13 protein-coding genes are annotated in these 19,148 nt (G+C 65.9%); 7 read left to right on the top strand and 6 right to left on the bottom strand.

Annotated features, from left to right (window positions below; genetic code table 11):
- Nucleotides 1-99 precede the first annotated feature (99 nt).
- The 4 genes from lspA to dnaE all read left to right on the top strand — a co-directional run bounded on the left by lspA (nucleotide 100) and on the right by dnaE (nucleotide 5,916).
- The gene (lspA, locus tag AB0362_RS13655; protein WP_269593994.1) at nucleotides 100-654 is read left to right on the top strand and encodes a signal peptidase II; all 555 of its coding nucleotides are present in this window, start codon (nucleotides 100-102) and stop codon (nucleotides 652-654) included.
- Nucleotides 651-1,577, top strand: coding sequence for an RluA family pseudouridine synthase (locus AB0362_RS13650; protein WP_094640119.1), 927 nt, complete (start codon nucleotides 651-653; stop codon nucleotides 1,575-1,577). Before lspA ends, AB0362_RS13650 begins: the two co-directional genes overlap by 4 nt.
- Nucleotides 1,577-2,233 (top strand): hypothetical protein, encoded by a 657-nt coding sequence (locus AB0362_RS13645; RefSeq protein ID WP_366235720.1) that lies wholly within the window; start codon nucleotides 1,577-1,579, stop codon nucleotides 2,231-2,233. Before AB0362_RS13650 ends, AB0362_RS13645 begins: the two co-directional genes overlap by 1 nt.
- 146 nt (nucleotides 2,234-2,379) lie before the next feature.
- Nucleotides 2,380-5,916 (top strand): DNA polymerase III subunit alpha, encoded by a 3,537-nt coding sequence (gene dnaE / locus AB0362_RS13640; protein WP_269593911.1) that lies wholly within the window; start codon nucleotides 2,380-2,382, stop codon nucleotides 5,914-5,916.
- Here the strand turns inward: dnaE and AB0362_RS13635 are convergent.
- On the bottom strand, nucleotides 5,887-6,156 hold the full coding sequence (locus tag AB0362_RS13635) for a hypothetical protein (protein WP_366235719.1): 270 nt from the start codon (nucleotides 6,154-6,156) through the stop codon (nucleotides 5,887-5,889). The genes dnaE and AB0362_RS13635 overlap by 30 nt on opposite strands.
- Before the next feature lie 157 nt (nucleotides 6,157-6,313).
- Here AB0362_RS13635 and AB0362_RS13630 point away from each other — a divergent pair, with 157 nt between their 5' ends.
- Together AB0362_RS13630 and ilvA are read left to right on the top strand one after the other, a co-directional pair.
- The gene (locus AB0362_RS13630; protein ID WP_269593913.1) at nucleotides 6,314-6,748 is read left to right on the top strand and encodes a nitroreductase family deazaflavin-dependent oxidoreductase; all 435 of its coding nucleotides are present in this window, start codon (nucleotides 6,314-6,316) and stop codon (nucleotides 6,746-6,748) included.
- A 106-nt stretch (nucleotides 6,749-6,854) separates the two neighbouring features.
- Entirely contained in the window at nucleotides 6,855-8,210 is a 1,356-nt protein-coding gene (gene ilvA / locus AB0362_RS13625) for a threonine ammonia-lyase IlvA (RefSeq protein ID WP_366235718.1), read from the top strand.
- Between the two features lie 27 nt (nucleotides 8,211-8,237).
- On the opposite strand, the gene AB0362_RS13620 is transcribed toward ilvA, so the two are convergent.
- Entirely contained in the window at nucleotides 8,238-8,762 is a 525-nt protein-coding gene (locus tag AB0362_RS13620; protein WP_366235717.1) for a TetR/AcrR family transcriptional regulator, read from the bottom strand.
- Nucleotides 8,763-8,896: 134 nt separating this feature from the next.
- Between AB0362_RS13620 and AB0362_RS13615 the strand changes: the two genes are divergently transcribed.
- On the top strand, nucleotides 8,897-10,444 hold the full coding sequence (locus tag AB0362_RS13615) for an MFS transporter (protein WP_317784490.1): 1,548 nt from the start codon (nucleotides 8,897-8,899) through the stop codon (nucleotides 10,442-10,444).
- Here AB0362_RS13615 and treZ read toward each other — a convergent pair.
- The 4 genes from treZ to AB0362_RS13595 are packed head-to-tail and all read right to left on the bottom strand — an operon-like array spanning nucleotide 10,417 to nucleotide 19,042.
- Entirely contained in the window at nucleotides 10,417-12,162 is a 1,746-nt protein-coding gene (gene treZ, locus AB0362_RS13610) for a malto-oligosyltrehalose trehalohydrolase (RefSeq protein ID WP_366235818.1), read from the bottom strand. The two genes, AB0362_RS13615 and treZ, sit on opposite strands and share 28 nt — an antisense overlap.
- Before the next feature lie 26 nt (nucleotides 12,163-12,188).
- Nucleotides 12,189-14,564, bottom strand: a complete 2,376-nt coding sequence (gene treY, locus AB0362_RS13605) for a malto-oligosyltrehalose synthase (protein ID WP_366235716.1) — start codon at nucleotides 14,562-14,564, stop codon at nucleotides 12,189-12,191.
- A 3-nt stretch (nucleotides 14,565-14,567) separates the two neighbouring features.
- Entirely contained in the window at nucleotides 14,568-16,853 is a 2,286-nt protein-coding gene (gene glgX, locus AB0362_RS13600; RefSeq protein WP_366235715.1) for a glycogen debranching protein GlgX, read from the bottom strand.
- A 56-nt stretch (nucleotides 16,854-16,909) separates the two neighbouring features.
- Nucleotides 16,910-19,042 (bottom strand): acyltransferase family protein, encoded by a 2,133-nt coding sequence (locus AB0362_RS13595; RefSeq protein WP_317784360.1) that lies wholly within the window; start codon nucleotides 19,040-19,042, stop codon nucleotides 16,910-16,912.
- Nucleotides 19,043-19,148: the final 106 nt, after the last annotated feature.

Here is a 19,148-nt window from a genome sequence, read left to right as displayed (position 1 = left end):
TCCATACGCCATGATGGACAGGTGAGTGAAGACCGCGCCGACGATCCGCCAGCCGAGACGAGTAGTGTTCCGGCACCGAACGAGACCGCGGACTCGCAGGTGACCGATACCGACAGCGCCGCGAGTCTCGTTCCGAAGCCGCTCAAGACGCGGTTGCTGGTCGTGATCGCGGCCGTGATTCTGCTGTTCGACCTCGTGACCAAGATCGTGGTGGTGCATTACGTCAAGCCCGGCAACCCGATTTCGATCGTCGGAGACGTCGTGACGTTGCGGCTGGTGCGTAATCCCGGTGCGGCGTTCTCGATGGCCACCGGAATGACCTGGTTGCTCACGGTCGTGGCAGTCGCGGTCGTCATCGGTGTGATCAAGATCGGTCGGACGCTGCGATCGCCGTGGTGGGCACTGGGTTTGGGTCTGGTTCTCGGCGGCGCGCTCGGCAACCTGATCGACCGATTCTTCCGTGCCCCGGGTCCGTTCCAGGGACACGTCGTCGACTTCGTGTCGGTGGGCTGGTGGCCGGTGTTCAACGTTGCCGATTCGTCCATCGTCTGTGGTGCGATCCTGCTCGTCGTCCTGAGCCTGTTCGGGTTCGAGCCGAACGGTGAACGGGTGACGAAGGCGAAATCCGATGCCGCAGCCGAGGCCGACAAGTGAGGGAATCGCGCTCGATGCCGGTGCCCGACGGTCTGGACGGAATGAGGGTCGACGCCGGTCTCGCTCGGCTGCTCGGGCTCTCGCGTACCGTCGCCGCGGCGCTGGCCGAGGAGGGCTCGGTTCTGGTCGATGCCGGTGCCGTCGGCAAGTCCGACCGGCTGGCCGCCGGGTCGTGGCTCGAAGTGACGCTGCCCGAGCCGGCCCGTGAGTTGACGATCGAGGCCGAGCCGGTCGAGGGGATGGACATCCTCTATGCAGACGACGACATCGTGGCCGTGGACAAGCCCGTCGGGGTCGCTGCGCATGCCAGCGTCGGCTGGACCGGACCCACCGTCATCGGCGGTCTCGCGGCCGCCGGTTTCCGAATTTCGACCTCCGGTGCGCACGAGCGGCAGGGCATCGTGCACCGCCTCGACGTCGGCACGTCCGGGGTCATGGTGGTCGCCACGTCCGAGCGGGCGTACACCGTGCTCAAGCGGGCGTTCAAGGCGCGCACGATCGACAAGCGCTATCACGCACTGGTGCAGGGACATCCGGATCCGAGCAGTGGAACGATCGATGCCCCGATCGGTCGACACGGCAGCAACGACTGGAAGTTCGCCGTCCGTGCCGACGGCAAGCCCAGCGTCACCCACTACGACACGGTCGAGGCGTTCCAGGCCGCGAGCCTGCTGGACGTGCACTTGGAAACCGGTCGCACGCACCAGATTCGGGTGCATTTCTCGGCTCTGCGACATCCGTGCTGCGGCGATCTGACCTACGGTGCCGATCCGCGGCTGGCCGAACGGTTGGGCCTGGAGCGGCAGTGGCTGCATGCGCGGTCGCTCGGCTTCGCGCATCCGTCCGACGGTCGCTGGGTCGAGATCGAGAGCAAGTATCCGGCCGACCTCGAGCACGCACTCGAGGTGCTTCGGAAGGCGTGATGCGCACCAGGGGAGTGCTGGGCGGTGTCGTTGCCGCGGCACTCGTGTTCGTGGCGCTCGCGGTGGTCGGGCACCTCAACCCGGTACGACAGCTGGGCGTGGGCACCGACCGGCTCGGCCCGGACAGCGGCGAGCAGGTGATCGATTACCTGGCCCGCGCCGAGGCGAGCCTGCGCAGCGACAACACCGAACCTCGCTGGGGCTCGGTGTCGTTCGATCGCGAACTCACCGCCCAACAGGCCTATGCCGTCGCCGACGGAATTCGTATCTCGCAGGTGCTTTTGCGTGTTCCGCTCGATCGTGTGCAGACCCCGATACTGACCGTCGGCGTGCCGGGCAGCGAGCGCTCGGTACTGAATTCGACCGCGCGAGCAGCGAGCCTGGCCACCGAATCGTTCGGGGCGGGGGACCGGCAGGCGCAGATCGCCGCAGTGTCGCAGCAACGTCTGTTCGACGGGTGTGCGTGTGTGGTGACGTTGGTGGTGCGCGGGACCCCGGCCGAGTTGACCGCGCTGGCCGGCCGCGCCGATGTGCGAGCGGTGCAGGCGCTTCCGCCGGATGCGGTGTCCGGCAAATTCGCAGTCGAGCCGCTCCTGCCGGAGCACGTCGACGTCGTCGGTCCGCTCCCGGACGACGGTCCCGTGCCGGCCGAATGAGGCGATTTCTCGTCGCATCCGTCACACCTGTCACGTCCTCCCAGGACACACCGGCAGCGTGAAAATTCTGTCGGTTCGACCGCTTACAGTGAGTACGTTCGCGGCTCGTATTGACGCCGACGCACGACCTTCAGGAGAGAACCTTCGTGGCCGATTCGTTCGTTCATCTGCACAACCACACCGAATATTCGATGCTCGACGGTGCCGCCAAGATCGGCGCGATGTTCGCCGAGGCAGCACGGTTGGAGATGACGGCAGTCGGCATGACCGACCACGGCAACATGTACGGGGCCAGCGAGTTCTACAACGAGGCCAAGAAGGCCGGCATCAAGCCGATCATCGGCATCGAGGCCTACATCGCGCCCGAGTCCCGGTTCAACAAGAAGCGTGTGCTGTGGGGCGACCGCAGCCAGAAGTCCGACGACGTCTCGGGTAGCGGTGCGTACACGCACATGACGATGGTTGCCGAGAACGCCACCGGAGTCCGCAACCTGTTCAAGCTGTCCTCGCTCGCTTCCATCGAGGGTCAGTTGGGCAAGTGGGCCCGGATGGACGAGGAGATCATCGCCTCGCACGCCGAGGGCATCATCGCCACCACCGGCTGCCCGTCGGGTGAGGTGCAGACTCGGTTGCGACTCGGCCAGGATCGTGAGGCGCTCGAGGCCGCTGCCAAGTGGCGCGAGATCTGGGGTCCGGAGAACTTCTTCCTCGAACTGATGGATCACGGCCTGTCCATCGAGCGACGCGTCCGCGAAGGCCTGCTCGACATCGGCAAGAAGCTCTCGATCCCGCCGTTGGCCACCAACGACTGCCATTACGTCACCAAGGACGCCGCCGAGAACCACGAGGCGCTGCTGTGCATCCAGACCGGTAAGACGCTCAGCGATCCCACTCGGTTCAAGTTCGACGGTGACGGCTACTACCTCAAGTCCGCCGCCGAGATGCGCGAGCTCTGGGACGACCAGGTGCCCGGTGCGTGCGACAGCACCCTGCTCATCGCCGAGCGAGTACAGCCCTACGACGAGGTGTGGGCGCACCGCGACCGCATGCCGATCTTCCCCGTGCCCGAGGGTCACACCCAGGGCACCTGGTTGCGCCACGAGGTCATGACCGGACTCGAGCGACGGTTCCCCGACGGCCCCGCCGAGGACTACCTGGCACGCGCCGAGTACGAGATCAAGGTCATCCTCGAGATGGGCTTCCCGGCCTACTTCCTCGTGGTCGGCGACCTGATCAACCACGCCAAGGCCGTCGGCATCCGCGTCGGGCCGGGCCGAGGTTCCGCCGCCGGATCGTTGGTCGCCTACGCCATGGGCATCACCAACATCGACCCACTGCCGCACGGTCTGCTCTTCGAGCGATTCCTCAACCCCGAGCGTGTGTCGATGCCCGATATCGATATCGACTTCGATGATCGCCGCCGCGGTGAGATGGTCCGCTACGCCACCGAGAAGTGGGGCAGCGATCGCGTCGCCCAGGTGATCACGTTCGGCACCATCAAGACCAAGGCCGCGATCAAGGACTCGGCCCGAGTGCAGTTCGGCCAGCCAGGTTTCGGGATCGCCGATCAGATCACCAAGGCGCTGCCGCCGCCCATCATGGCCAAGGACATCTCGGTGGCGGGCATCACCGATCCGTCGCACGAGCGCTACAAGGAAGCCGTCGAGGTTAGAGCGCTCATCGACTCCAACCCCGACGTCGCGACCATCTACAAGACGGCCAAGGGACTCGAGGGCCTGATTCGCAACGCAGGCGTGCACGCCTGCGCGGTCATCATGTCCTCCGAGCCGCTGACCGACGCGATTCCCGTGTGGAAGCGCGCGCAGGACGGCGCGATCATCACCGGCTGGGACTACCCGTCGTGCGAGGCCATCGGCCTGCTCAAGATGGACTTCCTGGGCCTGCGAAACCTCACCGTCATCGGTGACGCCATCGACAACATCAAGGCCAACCGCGGCATCGACATCGACCTCGACGCTCTCCCGCTCGACGACCCGGCGACCTTCGACTTGCTCTCTCGCGGAGACACTCTCGGCGTCTTCCAGCTCGACGGCAGTGCCATGCGCGATCTGCTACGGCGAATGCAGCCCACCGGTTTCGAGGACATCGTCGCCGTCCTGGCGCTGTACCGGCCCGGTCCGATGGGCATGAACTCGCACAACGATTACGCCGACCGCAAGAACGGTAGGCAAGAGGTCAAGCCGATCCACCCGGAGCTTGAAGAGCCGCTCAAGGTGATTCTCGGCGAGACCTACGGCCTGGTTGTCTACCAGGAGCAGATCATGCAGCTCGCTCAGAAGGTGGCCGGCTACACCCTGGGCCAAGCCGACCTGCTGCGTCGTGCCATGGGTAAGAAGAAGCTCTCCGAGCTCGAGAAGGCGTACGCCGGGTTTCGGCAGGGCATGTTGGACAACGACTTCTCCGAGGCGGCCATCAAGGCGCTGTGGGACACCGTGCTGCCCTTCGCGGGCTACGCGTTCAACAAGTCTCACTCCGCCGGCTACGGCCTGGTGTCGTACTGGACGGCGTACCTGAAGGCCAACTACCCGGCCGAGTACATGGCCGGCCTGCTCACCAGCGTCGGCGACGACAAGGACAAGGCTGCGATCTACCTGGCCGATTGCCGCAAGCTCGGGATCACGGTGTTGCCGCCGGACGTCAACGAGTCCGAACTCAACTTCGCGTCGGTGGGCAAGGACATCCGGTTCGGTCTCGGCGCGGTCCGTAACGTCGGTACCAATGTGGTCGCGTCGATCATCAGGGCGCGATCGGAGAAGTCGAAGTACACCGACTTCTCCGACTACCTCGGCAAGATCGACGCGGTCGCGTGCAGCAAGAAGGTCACCGAATCTCTCATCAAGGCAGGTGCTTTCGACTCGCTCGATCATCCGCGCAAAGGTCTGATGCTCATTCACGCCGATGCGATCGACGCGGTGATGGGTACCAAGAAGGCCGAGGCGATCGGCCAGTTCGACCTGTTCGGCGGCGAGGACGCCGACGAGTCGATCTCCGCGGTGTTCAACGTCCGAGTGCCGGACGAGGAGTGGGAATCCAAGCATCGGCTCGCCCTCGAGCGCGAGATGCTCGGTCTCTACGTCTCGGGCCACCCGCTCCTGGGTGTCGAGCACATGTTGGCGGCGAAGTCCGACTGCAACATCCCGACCATTCTCGAGGGTGACATCAAGGACGGCACCCAGGTCACCGTCGGCGGCATTCTGGCCTCGGTGAATCGTCGGATCAACAAGAACGGTCTGACGTGGGCGTCGGCTCAGCTCGAGGACCTGGCCGGTGGTATCGAGGTGCTGTTCTTCCCACAGGCGTACTCGGTGTTCGGTGCCGATGTCACCGAGGACTCGGTGGTGCTGGTCAAGGGTCGGGTTTCGGTGCGTGACGACCGGGTTTCCTTGATCGCGAACGACCTTGCGGTGCCGGATCTTTCGGCCATCGGTATCGACAAGCCGCTCGCAGTGAGTCTACCGACGCGACTGTGCACCGCCGACAAGGTCGGCGCGCTCAAGCGGGTGTTGATCAGTCACCCCGGGACCTCGGACGTCCATCTGCGGCTGGTCAGCGGCGACAAGATCACCACGATGAAGCTGGACGACAGCCTGAGGGTGACGCCGACCTCGGCGTTGATGGGCGACCTGAAGGCGCTACTGGGGCCGGGCTGCCTGACGGGCTGACGCCGGCCCGGTCCAACCCAGCTCGGTCAGCCGCAGCGTCCACCAGGCGACTACGGCGACCGCTGCGCCGGCCAGCACGGCTGCCTGCAGCGAGCCTGCGATGACGAGGGTCGCGGCGAACACGAGAAATCCGAGTGCGAGGGCTTCGAGCTTGTATACCGGCCACGCGGTGCCTGCCACGTCCGTGGTGCGCAGGGTAGGAGCGGGTCGACGGCTCACCTGGGTGCTCGTGTAGGTCATCGCGTTCTCCTCTGGTGCCACCGGCAGATTCGGGTCTCCGCTGCGGGAAGTTCAGACTATACCCAACAAAAGATTCGGTCTACCGAACTTGCCCTCCGGCCTGGCATTGTTGGCGATCTCCTGGCGTCGCCACGTCGGTGGGTGTTGACTGAAAGCCATGCCATTGACAGGAGAATACGAACCGAGTTCATCCGACTGGGCCCGCGAGCAGGCCGAGCTGTACGAGAACTCCGGCGGAACCGAAGGCACGATGATGAACGGCATGCCGGTCGTGCTGCTGACCACGAAGGGCAACAAGAGCGGCAAGCTCCGCAAGTCGCCGTTGATGAGGGTCGAACACGACGGCGAGTACGCCATCGTCGCCTCCCTCGGCGGCGCACCGAAACACCCCGTCTGGTACCACAACGTCAAGGCCGAGCCACTGGTCGAGCTGCAGGACGGTCCCGAGAAGCACGACTACATCGCACGTGAAGTGACCGGCGACGAGAAGGCCGTGTGGTGGGAACGCTCGGTTGCCGCGTACCCCGACTACGCCGACTACCAGAAGAAGACCGACCGCGAGATACCGGTTCTGGTTCTCTCGCGCGCCTGAGTCGCCGTGGCCGGCGTTCCGGAGTCGAGCCTGCGGAACGACCCGGTGTCCAGCGTGGAACGGTCCCGGATGGGCAACCGTTCCACGCTGGTGGCAGCATGTCCTGGTGTCTTCATCCCCTGAACTCGCCTCCCAGCACTCATCGTCGGTAGCCGTCACCGCTGCCGACATCGATGCCGCTGCGGTGCGAATTTCTTCGGTGGTGGCCGCGACACCCCTGCAGCTGTGCGAGCGGCTGTCTGCGGAGACGGGCGCGAAGGTCTACCTCAAGCGCGAGGACCTGCAGATCGTGCGGTCGTACAAGATTCGCGGGGCATACAACCTGATGGATCAGCTGACGGACGCCGAGCTCGCCGTGGGCGTGGTGACGGCGAGCGCCGGGAACCATGCGCAGGGCGTCGCATTCGCATGCCGCACGATGCAGGTGCGGGGGAGGATCTACGTCCCGGCCAACACCCCGAAGCAGAAGCGTGACCGCATCCGGGTGCACGGTGGGGAGTTCGTCGATCTCATCGTCATCGGCGACACGTTCGACGCGGCGGCTGCCGCCGCTGCCGAGGATGTCGCTCGTACCGGTGCCACGATGGTGCCGCCGTTCGACGACCCCCGAACCGTGGCCGGCCAGGGCACCATCGCCGCCGAGATCGTCGACCAGCTCGGCGGCGCGCCGGATGTCGTCGTGATGCCGGTCGGCGGCGGCGGATGCATCGCGGGCATCTCGAGCTACCTGCGCGAGCGAGCACCGCAGACCTCACTGGTCGGCGTCGAGCCGTCCGGAGCCGCGTCGATGACCGCCGCACTGATCGCCGGTGGTCCGGTGACGCTCGCCGACATCGATCCGTTTGTCGACGGAGCAGCCGTCCGCCGCATCGGAGACGTGCCGTACGCCGCGCTGCGGTCGCTGGGAGCGAGTGTGGTCTCGCATGCCTCGCTGCCGCTGCTCACTGCGCCGGTGTTCGACAGTGCGGGCCCGGGCGCGTTCCTGATCACGCAGATCGACGAGGGCGCGATCTGCACGGCGATGCTGGCGCTCTACCAGAACGAGGGCGTCATCGCCGAGCCCGCGGGCGCACTCGCGGTGGCTGCGCTCGAGCACCTCGACATCGCCCCTGGCAGTACCGTCGTGTGCCTGGTCTCGGGTGGTAACAACGACGTCTCCCGTTACGGCGAAATCCTCGAGCGCTCTCTGGTCCACCTGGGGCTCAAGCACTACTTCCTGGTCGATTTCCCACAGGAACCCGGGGCGCTGCGCCGATTCCTCGACGAGGTGCTCGGCCCCGAGGACGACATCACGCTGTTCGAGTACGTCAAGCGCAACAACCGCGAGACCGGTGCGGCTCTGGTGGGCGTCGAACTCGGGTCGGCGGCCGGATTGAGCCCGCTGCTCGAACGTATGCGGGATTCGCACCTGCACGTCGAGCAGCTGGAGCCGGGCTCTCCGGTGTACCGCTACCTGACCTGAGTCGGCGCACCGGACCTACCCGCGGAGTTACCGGCCGAGGAGGCGATCGACCACCCGTCGATGCAGTTCGGGGTCCACGCCCGGGAGATCGAGAAGGGCTCCGAGGTAGATGCCGTCGCCGACGAGTCGGATGATCTCGGCCTGAACCGGATCGTCGATCTCGGTGCGCAGACCCTCGTCCCACAACCGCATCATCTCTGTGACGGCGTCCTGCACCTCGCCGGAATTACCGTCGACGCTGCGCAACGCGGCCAGGGTCGATCGATACAGCGCGATCTCCTTCTCGGAGATGGAGTCGGGTGGTTGCAGATACCACTCGGCCACCGAGGTACCGCCTGCTGCGGCGTCGGCGCGTTGCTTGTCGGCTTGGGCACCGAGTCGTCGCACCATGGCGGCAATCAGCGCGTCCTTGGTCTTGAAGTGATAGAGCAGGCCGCCCTTGGAGACGCCTGCGGCGGCGGCGACACTGTCGAGGGTCACTTTGGTCATGCCGTGTTCGATCAGCATCGATTCGAGTGCGTCGAGTATTCGGTCGCGGGTGTCCGATGACATGAAAGTCACTTTACCGGCTGGACGGTTCGCGGTACTCTCGATCACTGTACCGGCTGGACGGTCGGTACGTGTCGTCGCTTCGGCCGGCCTGTACGGTCGCCGAGCGCAGAACGTAGGAGATCGTGGTGAGTGACGTGCGCACCGGTTCGGTGCACGAGGTCGACGGAGCGTCCGAGCATCGGGCCGGCCCCCGAGATTGGCTCGGGTTGGTGGTGCTTGCCTTCGCGGTGCTGCTCATCGCTGTGGACGGCACCGTCCTCGATCTCGCCCTGCCGTTCGTCAGCGCGGATCTGGCACCCACCAGCAACCAGCTGCTGTGGATCATCGACGTCTACTCGTTCGTCCTGGCCGGCCTGCTCATCACCATGGGCACGCTCGGCGATCGAATCGGTCGTCGTCGACTGCTGCTGATCGGAGCAGCGGGCTTCGGTCTCGCCTCGCTCGTCGCCGCGGTGTCGACCAGCGCCGAGATGCTCATCGCCGCCCGGGTGCTGCAGGGCATCTCCGGCGCAACTCTGATGCCCGCGACTCTCGGCCTGATCAGGACCATCTTCCTGAACCCGCGTCAACGCGTCGCCGCGATCGGCGTGTGGGGCGCGATGGCAGGCGGCGGTGCCGCCGCAGGCCCGCTCGTGGGCGGCTGGCTGCTCGAGCATTACTGGTGGGGATCGGTGTTCCTCATCAACATCCCCGTGATGATCGTGCTGATCGCGCTCGGGCCCCTGGTCATCCCCGAGTCCAAGGATCCGAACCCGGGGCGCTTCGACCTGACGAGCTCGGCACTGTCGATGCTTGCCATCGTCCCCGTGGTGTTCGCGGTGAAAGAGACTGCGGCACACGGATTCGACGTGGTCTACCTGCTCTCCGCGGTGGTCGGCGTCATCGCCGGGTACGTGTTCGTCCGTCGGCAGCGGACTCTTGCCGCCCCGATGATCGACCTACGACTGTTCGCCAACCGGGCGTTCTCGACGGGCGTGGCCACGAACTTCCTGTCGGTGTTCGCCCTCGCCGGGGTCTTGTTCTTCGGCTCGCAGTACCTGCAGCTCGTGCTCGGCAACAGCCCACTCGAAGCCGGACTGTTGCTGCTGCCCGGCACCGCCGCCAGTATCGTCACCTCACTGCTGGTCGCGGTCCTGGTTCGATACTTCAGCGCGGGAACGGTTCTGGGTGTTGCGATGATCGTCGCCGCCGCGGGCGCAGGCATCCTGGTCGGACTCGCGACCGACAGCGGACCGGCGTTGTTCATCGCCGGATTCGTCCTGGTGGGAGCCGGGGTCGGTGTGGCGCTCACGCTGACCTCCGAGTTGGTCGTCAGCTCCGTCGAACCCGAACGAGCGGGAGCGGCCTCGGCGGTGTCGGAGACCGCATACGAGTTGGGTATCGCGTTGGGTGTCGCCGTACTCGGCACCGTGGTCATGGCCATCTTCCGCCGCGGAATCGACGTCACCCAGTTGACCCCGGAACTCGGAGCCAGGGCAGGGGAGACACTCGGCGGCGCGGATGCGGTGGCTCGTGAGTTGCCGGACTCGGTGGCGACGGTTCTGCTCGATTCCGCGCATGCTGCGTTCGTGTCGGGCATGCATGTCGCGGCCGTCGCCACCGCGGTGGTGCTGGCGATCACCGCCGTGTTCGTCCTGGTCAATCTACGTAAGCGTCAGGACTCCAGCACGACGACGGAGTGACCGGGAACCGTGGTGGCAGAGCCGGTCTCGTCCGAGGTCGTCGGCTCCCACTCGAGCAGTGCGGAGCCGCCGACCGGCACCGTCACCGCGGATTCGGACAGGTTGCACACCACGCTGATGCGGCCTCGGCGAACGACGATCCACTGCGCGTCCTCGTCGTACTCCACCTTCACGTGGTCGAGCCACGGATCGGTCAGTTCGGTCCGGTCACGACGCAGCCGCAACAGATCGCGGTAGACGGCCAACAGTCGCCCATGATCGCCGTCGCCCAGCTCCGACCAGTTCAGCTTGGACCGCGTGAACGTCTCGGGATCCTGCGGATCGGGGATATCGCTCTTGTCCCAACCGTGTTCGGCGAACTCCGCCTTGCGCCCCTCTGCGGTGGCCTTGCCCAGCTCGGGCTCGGGGTGCGAGGTGAAGAACTGGAACGGCGTCGACGCTCCCCATTCCTCGCCCATGAAGAGCATCGGAGTGTAGGGCGAGGTCAGCACCAGGGCGGCCTTGATCGCGAGCTGGCCGGGTGAGAGGTAGAAGCCCGGTCGGTCGCCGATCGCGCGGTTGCCCACCTGATCGTGTGTGGTCGTGTAGGTCACCAGGGAACTGGCCGGGATACGCCGGGTGTCCAGTGGGCGACCGTGGATGCGACCGCGGAAACTCGAGTACGTTCCGGCGTGAAAGAAGCCCTGCCGCAGCGTGTTCGCAAGCCCCTGCAGTGAACCGAAATCACCGTAGTAACCCTGCCGCTCACCGGAGACTGCGGCGTGGATCGCGTGGTGGATGTCGTCGTCCCACTGGGCGTCGAGTCCGTAACCGCCACCCGACCGAGCAGTGATCAGCATCGGATCGTTGAGATCGCTCTCGGCGATCAGGGTCAGTGGCCGGCCCAGATGAGCCGAGAGGCTTCGGGTTTCGATCGAGAGCTGTTCGAGGAGGTGCATCGCAGTGTGGTCGACGATCGCGTGCACCGCGTCGAGTCGCAGCGCGTCGATGTGGAACTCGGAGAACCATCGCAGCGCGTTGTCGAGGGCGTAGCGCCGCACCTCGCCCGAGTCGGCCTCGGCGTAGTTGATCGCCTGGCCCCAACTGTTGGCACCCTCGGTCATGTACGGGCCGAAGCGGTCGAGGTAGTTGCCGGACGGGCCGAGGTGGTTGTAGACCACGTCCAGAACGACGCCGATGCCGTGGCCGTGGCACGCATCGACCAAGCGCTGCAAGCCTTCCGGGCCGCCGTACGCCTCGTGCACGGTGTACCAGAGAACACCGTCGTAGCCCCAGTTGTGCACGCCGTTGAACCCGTTGACCGGCATGATCTCGATGAATGTCACGCCGAGATCGACGAGATGATCGAGCTTGGTGACGGCCGCATCGAACGTGCCCTCGTCGGTGAACGTGCCGATATGGAGTTCGTAGATCGACGAGCCGGGTAGCTGCCGACCGGTCCAGGCAGCGTCGGTCCACAGCGTCGGATCGACGTCGAAGACCTGGGACAGCTCGTGGACTCCGTCGGGCTGCCGCGGCGACCGCGGATCCGGGAGGGGCTTGTCTGCGTCGTCGAGCAGGAAGCCGTAACGACTCGTCGGGCTGCACTCGACATCCGCGTGCCACCACCCGTTCGAGGAGCGCTGCATCGGATGCACTGTGTCGTCGAGTTGGAGCCGGACCGTCTCGGGGGTCGGTGCCCAGACCTGGAACCGACGAGTCGCGGCTGCCGATGTCACTGCCGGTGATGTCACTGCGGAAGACGTCACTGTGTCACCGTTCCTTCGTTGTCGCGCACCAGAAGTGCGACCGGGAGCGAGGCGAACACCTCGGCCACCGACACGATGCCGGTGTGTTCGACGTCGGTGAGCCGATCGCGCCAGCGACCGTCGGGCAGGGTCACGGTCGTCTCGCCCCACCCCTGTTCGGCCAAGCCGAGGGAGAGTCGGGTGGCCAGAGCCACCACGTCGGCGTTGCCGGGCAGAGGGCCACGTGCGAATCCGACGAGGTGCTCGGCTGCGGATCCGTCCGCGACGATGGGTGCGTAGGTTCCGCCGACGAAACTCTCGGGTCGCTCGCGTCGCACGTGCAGAGCGGAGCGAACGACGGCGAGCTTGGCGGCACCCGTATCGACCGAGAGCGCAGCGGGGTTCGACGCGGCGAGCATCGATCGACGAACCGAGTAGTCGACGGGCCTGCGGTTGTCGGGGTCGACGAGCGAGTCCTCCCACAGCTCGGTGCCCTGGTACACATCGGGGATGCCGGGCCCGGCCAGGTTCAACAGTTTCTGACCCAGAGCGTCGGAATGACCGTGCGGAGCGAGCTTCTCGACGAGCATCGACATCGAACGGGCGACGGCACCGTCGAAGATCGCATCGAGCCAGCTGTGTACCGCGGACTCGAATTCCTCGTCCGGATCGGTCCACGTAGTGCGAAGGGCGGCCTCGCGAATCGCCTTCTCCGCGTAGGCGTGGACGCGTTCACGCAGTGAGGACGTGACCACTCCGTCCGCCGGCCAGACTCCGAACAGGTTCTGCCACAGGAACATTCCGGTGGTGCCGTCGGGGCTCGGGGTCAGTTCCTCCCAGTCCGTGATGCATCGGGCCCACAACTCGGGAGTCTGCGACAGCACGCCGATGCGCGCTCGCACGTCCTCGCCTCGCTTGGTGTCGTGAGTCGACAGCGTCGTCATCGCCGCCGGCCATCGCTTCGCGCGGTCCGCATTGGTGAGATGGAAGAACTCTGTGCTGCAACCGAATCGGCCGGGATCGCCGCCGACCTCCTGCAACGAGATGAGCCGGTTGGCGCGGTAGAACAGGCAGTCCTCGACGCCCTTGGCGGTGACGGCACCGCACACCTGATCGAATCGCACCGGCGATTCGGCACCGCCGATGAGAGCTGTCGTCAACGCACCGAGGCCGGCTGCCAGTTCGGGCTGCTCCTCGCCGATGTCCGCGATCACGCCGGGCAGTACGCGGGCCAGCGGTGCGTAGTCGGTCCTGTACACTGGGACGGCCGCGACGACGGCGACGATCGCGTCGATGACGGACTCGAGCTCGACGGTGGTGCCGGACTCCCGTACGACCGCCCGGGCGAGGCGTCGTACCTCCGGGGACAGATCGCCGCGGGCGACACCGGTCTTGAGGTCGAGTTCCGTCTCGTGCAGCGTCTCGCTGTCGTAGGCGATGCCCGAGCGCACCTGAGACAGTGCGGTGAGCGCGTGCACGCCCTCGGGGTCGACGAAGACTCCGCCGACCGCGGCCAGGGCGTCGTATCCGGTCGTGCCGTCGACGGGGAGCGATTCGTCCAGCGGTTCGCCGTCGGCCAGAATCTTCTCGATGACCAGCCACCGGTCGGGGCCGAGGAGCCCGCGTAGTTCGGTGAGGTAGCCGGCCGGGTCGGCCAGGCCATCGGGATGGTCGACGCGAAGTCCGTCGATCAGACCGTCGTCGATCCAACTGGCCACCTGGCGATGGGAGTCGGTGAAGACGTCGAGGTCTTCCTGCCGAATTCCTGCCAGACCGTTCACCGAGAAGAACCGTCGGTACCCGATCAGTCCGTCGGACCAGCTCACCAGTCGGTACGCCTGACGATCGTGTACGGCCTGCGCGTCGCCGCTGTCCGTGCCGTCGGCGATGGGGAAGCGGTGCTCGTAGAACGCGAGCAGAGGCTGGTCCTCGGAGCGGTCGACGGTCAGTTCGCCCACGTCGCTCGCGCTACCGAGGACCGGAATGGCGATCTTGCCGTCGACGCCGTTGTCGGCTCCGAAGTCGATGTCGAAGTACGTCGCGTAGTCGGAGTCACGGCCGCGTCGCAGCACGTCCCACCACCATGCGTTCTGCCGCGGGTCCTCCACTCCGACGTGGTTGGGGACGATGTCGACGATGATCCCCATGCCCAGCTCTGCTGCACGAGAATGCAACTGCGTCAACGCTTCCCGGCCACCCAGTGCGGCCGAGACCGTGGCGGTGTCGGTGACGTCGTAGCCGTGGGTCGAGCCCTCGGTCGCAGTCAGGATGGGCGACAGATACAGGTGGGTGACCCCGAGGTCGTGCAGGTAGTCGACCACGTCGGAGGCGTCGGCCAGGGTGAAGGCATCGCCCCGCAGTTGTAACCGGTATGTACTGGTGGGCAGCGGCATATGTCAGGCAGTCTTTCGTAGAACGAGCAGGGAACGAGCGGTGACTTCCACCGGTGTACCCGCTTCGATCGATTTCTCACTTGTCCCGGTTCGCGACGCGGTGTTCAGCGCCACCGTCCATTCCTTGGCGTAGTTCCCGTCCGGGGTCACGAACTCGATGGTCTCGTGATGTGCGTTGAAGCACAACAGGAACGAGTCGTCGACGACTCGCTCGCCGCGCTGGTTCGGTTCCGGGATTCCGTCACCGTTGAGGAACACCGTCAGCGACTTGCCGAAGCCGCTGTCCCAGTCCTCCGGGGTCATCTCCTCGCCCGCCGGGGTGAGCCAGGCGATGTCTCGGGCCTGCTCGCCGGTTCGAATGGGACGGCCCTCGAAGAACCGTCGACGTCGGAACACCGGATGCTCGGCGCGCAGCGAGATGGCGTTGCGGGTGAACTCGATCAGTTCGGCGTTCTTCTCGGCCAACGACCAGTCCATCCAGGCGAGTTCGGAGTCCTGGCAGTAGACATTGTTGTTGCCCTGCTGAGTACGCGCCATCTCGTCGCCGTGGGCGATCATGGGCGTGCCCTGGCTGAGCAGCAACGTCGCCATGATGTTGCGGATCTGCCGGGCACGCAGGTCCAGGATCTCCGGATCGTCCGTCGGGCCTTCCACGCCGCAGTTCCACGAGCGGTTGTGGCTCTCGCCGTCGTTGTTGTCCTCACCGTTGGCGTCGTTGTGCTTGTCGTTGTACGACACCAGATCGTTGAGCGTGAACCCGTCGTGCGCGATGACGAAGTTGATGCTGGCACCGGGGCGACGGCCGGTGGCCTCGTACAGATCCGAGGATCCGGTCAGCCTCGACGCGAACTCGCCCAGCGTGGCCGGCTCACCCCGCCAGTAGTCGCGCACGGTGTCGCGGTACTTGCCGTTCCACTCCGTCCACAGGCCGGGGAAGTTGCCGACCTGGTAGCCGCCTTCGCCCACGTCCCAGGGCTCGGCGATCAGCTTCACCTGGCTGACGACCGGATCCTGTTGCACCAGATCGAAGAACGCGCTCAGGCGATCGACGTCGTGCAGTTCGCGCGCCAGGGTGGACGCGAGATCGAATCGGAATCCGTCCACGTGCATCTCGGTGACCCAGTAGCGCAGCGAGTCCATGATGAGCTGCAGCGTGTGCGGGTGTCGCGCATTGAGGCTGTTGCCGGTTCCGGTGTAGTCCATGTAGTGCTCGAGGTCGCCGTCGACCAGCCGGTAGTACGCGGCGTTGTCGATGCCGCGGAAGCTGATGGTCGGGCCCATGTGGTTGCCCTCGGCGGTGTGGTTGTAGACCACGTCGAGGATCACTTCGATGCCTGCGGCGTGGAACGAACGAACCATGGCCTTGAACTCGGTGACCGCGGCACCGGGGGACTTGTGTGAGGAGTACTCCGCGTGCGGGGCCAGGAAGCCGAAAGTGTTGTAGCCCCAGTAGTTTCGCAATCCCTTGTCCAGCAGAACCTGGTCCTGCATGAACTGGTGCACCGGCATGAGCTCGATGGCCGTGACACCGAGGTGGTTGAGGTGGTCGATGATCACCGGATGCGCCAGGCCCGCGTAGGTGCCGCGCTCGGCTTCGGGGATGTCGGGATGGTTGATCGTCATGCCCTTGACGTGGGCCTCGTAGATCACCGTCTCGTGGTACGGGCGCTTGGGGGCGCGATCGGCCTGCCAGTCGAAGAAGGGGTTGATGACGACGGTGGTCATCGTGTGTCCGAGCGAATCGTGCTGGGGGAAGTCGTTGTTCGGCGCGTCGTCGTGTGCGAGGGGAGCGTCCTCGATGATCTCGTCGTCGGGATCGGAGAGATCGGTGGTGTCCTCGAACGGTGCCTCGGAGTCGAGCGAATCCGCGGATTCGTCGTCGGTCGGTACCGCGGCCTCGGGTGCCGGCGCGTCCATGTTGTACGAGAAGAGCGATCGGTCGCCGTCGAACGATCCCTCGAACGCCTTGCCGTACGGATCGACGAGCAGTTTGCTCGGATCGCAGCGGTGCCCGGCTGCTGGATCCCACGGGCCGTGCACGCGGTAGCCGTAGCGCTGACCCGGTTCCACCGTGGGCAGATATGCGTGCCAGACGTAGCCGTCGGACTCCTCGAAACGGATGCGGGTCTCGGTTCCGTCAGCGGCGATCAGGCACAGATCCACGGCCTCCGCGGCCTCGGAAAACAGTGCGAAATTGGTTCCTGCTCCGTCGTAGGTCGCGCCGAGCGGATAAGCGGATCCCGGCCATACTGCGATGGCAGGCGTGTCGTCGGAGGCTTCGTGCAGCATGGATCAACCCTACTGTGGCGGCTGGGCCCGGGCTTACCGAGCGCGGGCCGCTCCGCTCACGGTCCGGCCCACCAGCCGGTGGCCGATCCGATCTGTCGGCCCAGCTCGGTGGTGAGCGTTCGCACGTAGGTGGCGGTGAGATGGTGTTCGTCACGGTAGATCAGAACGTTTCCCTGCTCGGCGCGGCACATGGTGTCGTCGCACACCGCATCGGACAGGTCGAGAGCAGAGAATCCGGGCAGCTGGAACGAGGAGGCAAGGGCCGGGTTGACGGGGTCCAGCGCCTCGTCCCTCGGGATACCGCAGGAGGCGGCCGTGCCGCCGTCCGCGAGGCAGTCGATGGCCCGATACGCGAGCCACGGGGTGTCTCGGATGCCCAGAATTCCGACGCCGTTCGCGGTCAGTTGCTGCCACACCGAGGCGTACCAGGGCGGTGTGAAGTCGCCGGGCGCGTCCTCCCTGGGCCGGGTGGCGGTGGTGAACACGTAGTCGGGTTGCATCTCGGCCACCTCGGCCAGCACGGTCTGTGTCCAGTCCAGGCAGTCGGGGTATTCGTTGGGACCGAGCATCGGCATCGTGTCCGTGCTCAGCGGGCAGCCCATCTTCAAGAATGTGACGACCGCGAAGCCGTGCCGAAGACCGAGCGTGTCGAGGGCGGTCACCCAGTGTTCGGCGTGCGAGCTGCCTGCAAGCACGATCGTCCGGTCCGAGTCGACGTCGCCGTAGGTGCACGAGACCGCGTCGCGCGTCTCGAAGTCCGCGATGCAGCCCTCGAGGGTGGTGGCCGGCAGATCCTCGGGGGCGGAGTACAGCGGGGGACTGACGTCGGCCGGCTCCACGCGAATACCGTCGGTCAGTTCGAGCGCTCCCGGGTGAGTCTGCTCGTCGACCGATCCGTCGGCTTGCACCGCGTTGATCGACCGATCGATGTGGAAGTTCCATCCGATCGAACCTGCCGTCACCGTGACGGCAGCGATCGCCGCAGTCGCAGTCACCGCGATGCGTGCCGGCGTGAACGTCGGCGACTGCGTGGGTCGCTCGACGAGGCGGACGGTGAGCCATGCCAGTGCAACCGAGGCTCCGACGATGCCGAGACCGCCGAGAATGTCGGCGTGGGCTCGGCCGGTCGCCGACAGGTAGAAGATCAGCAGCGGCCAGTGCCACAGGTACAGCGGGAACGCAATGGATCCGAGCCAGGCAAAGAACCGATTGGAGAGCGTGGCCGCCACTGCGGTCTCCGAGCCCGCGACGATCAACGCGAGGGTGGCCAGCACCGGAATCAGGGCCAGCGGACCGGGAAATGCAGCTACACCGTCCACGAGAAAGCCGCACGCGACGATGACCGCTATCCCGATACCGGCAAGGGCCGCGCGTAGCTGCGACCGCGTTCGGGTCTCATCGGAGGACGGCTCGGACGACGGCTCGCCGTTGCGTGCGGCGAACACGGCGGCGACTGCGGCTCCGAGCATGATTTCCCACAGCCGGGCACCGGTGTCGTAGTAGTTCCACGCCTGGTGGCGTTGCACACCGTCCGCCGCGTAGGCGAAGGACAGCACGGCGATGAGCGAGAAGATGACGGCGAAGGTGCGTGGGTCGACACTTCGAGGTCCCTCGGGTCGCGCGATGCGTCGGACCCATGCGAGACCGAACACGACGGCAATGGCCAGCAGATAGAACTGGAACTGGACGGCCACCGACCACAGGTGCTGAAGTGGGCTCACCGAGGGGTCGGCCGCAAGGTAGTCGTTCGCCGTCGTCGCCAGCTGCCAGTTCACGTAGTAGAAGACGCCGGATACGAGTTGATCGCCCAGGTCGGCCCAGCGCGTGCGCGGCAGCAGGAATACCGATGCGACGGCAACCGCGAGCAGCGTGATCAGCAGGGGAGGCCCGAGCCTGCGCAGCACCCGAGTGATGCGGGTGAACGGATTCAGGCTCGCCCCGGCCTCGGCCGATCTCAGCAGAGATGCGGTGAAGAAGAAGCCGGACAGGGTGAGAAATACATCGACGCCTCCCGACACCCGACCCATCCAGATGTGGAACACGACGACGAGTGCGATCGCGACACCGCGAAGGCCGTTGAGATCTCGGCGTTGCGGTGGCCGACGCGGTCCGCTGGGCGGCGGAGCTGTGTCCCCCTGAGCCGGAACAACCGGAGCCGACGTATCGGAGCTGCTGTGGGGTACGTGCATGGAGGAGAAGTGACTTCCCGGCTGTGTATCGACCACTCGGTCGGGGGTCGCGGACGGTGGTATCCGATCCTGATGAGATCGGGATTCTGGGGCAAACAATACGTGT

The organism is Rhodococcus sp. NPDC079359, from assembly GCF_040702585.1.
GTDB lineage: Bacteria > Actinomycetota > Actinomycetes > Mycobacteriales > Mycobacteriaceae > Rhodococcoides.
Note: the sequence above shows the minus strand (reverse complement) of the source record. Positions and strands in the feature narration are given on the sequence as shown.

What these genes read in the sequence shown, in the direction of transcription:
- AB0362_RS13645 (WP_366235720.1), top strand. Translation starts at nt 1,577, where the DNA reads ATGCGCACCAGGGGAGTGCTGGGCGGTGTCGTTGCCGCGGCACTCGTG.
- AB0362_RS13630 (WP_269593913.1), top strand. Translation starts at nt 6,314, where the DNA reads ATGCCATTGACAGGAGAATACGAACCGAGTTCATCCGACTGGGCCCGC.
- AB0362_RS13595 (WP_317784360.1), bottom strand. Translation starts at nt 19,042, where the DNA reads ATGCACGTACCCCACAGCAGCTCCGATACGTCGGCTCCGGTTGTTCCG.
- glgX (WP_366235715.1), bottom strand. Translation starts at nt 16,853, where the DNA reads ATGCTGCACGAAGCCTCCGACGACACGCCTGCCATCGCAGTATGGCCG.
- treY (WP_366235716.1), bottom strand. Translation starts at nt 14,564, where the DNA reads ATGCCGCTGCCCACCAGTACATACCGGTTACAACTGCGGGGCGATGCC.
- AB0362_RS13620 (WP_366235717.1), bottom strand. Translation starts at nt 8,762, where the DNA reads ATGTCATCGGACACCCGCGACCGAATACTCGACGCACTCGAATCGATG.
- AB0362_RS13635 (WP_366235719.1), bottom strand. Translation starts at nt 6,156, where the DNA reads ATGACCTACACGAGCACCCAGGTGAGCCGTCGACCCGCTCCTACCCTG.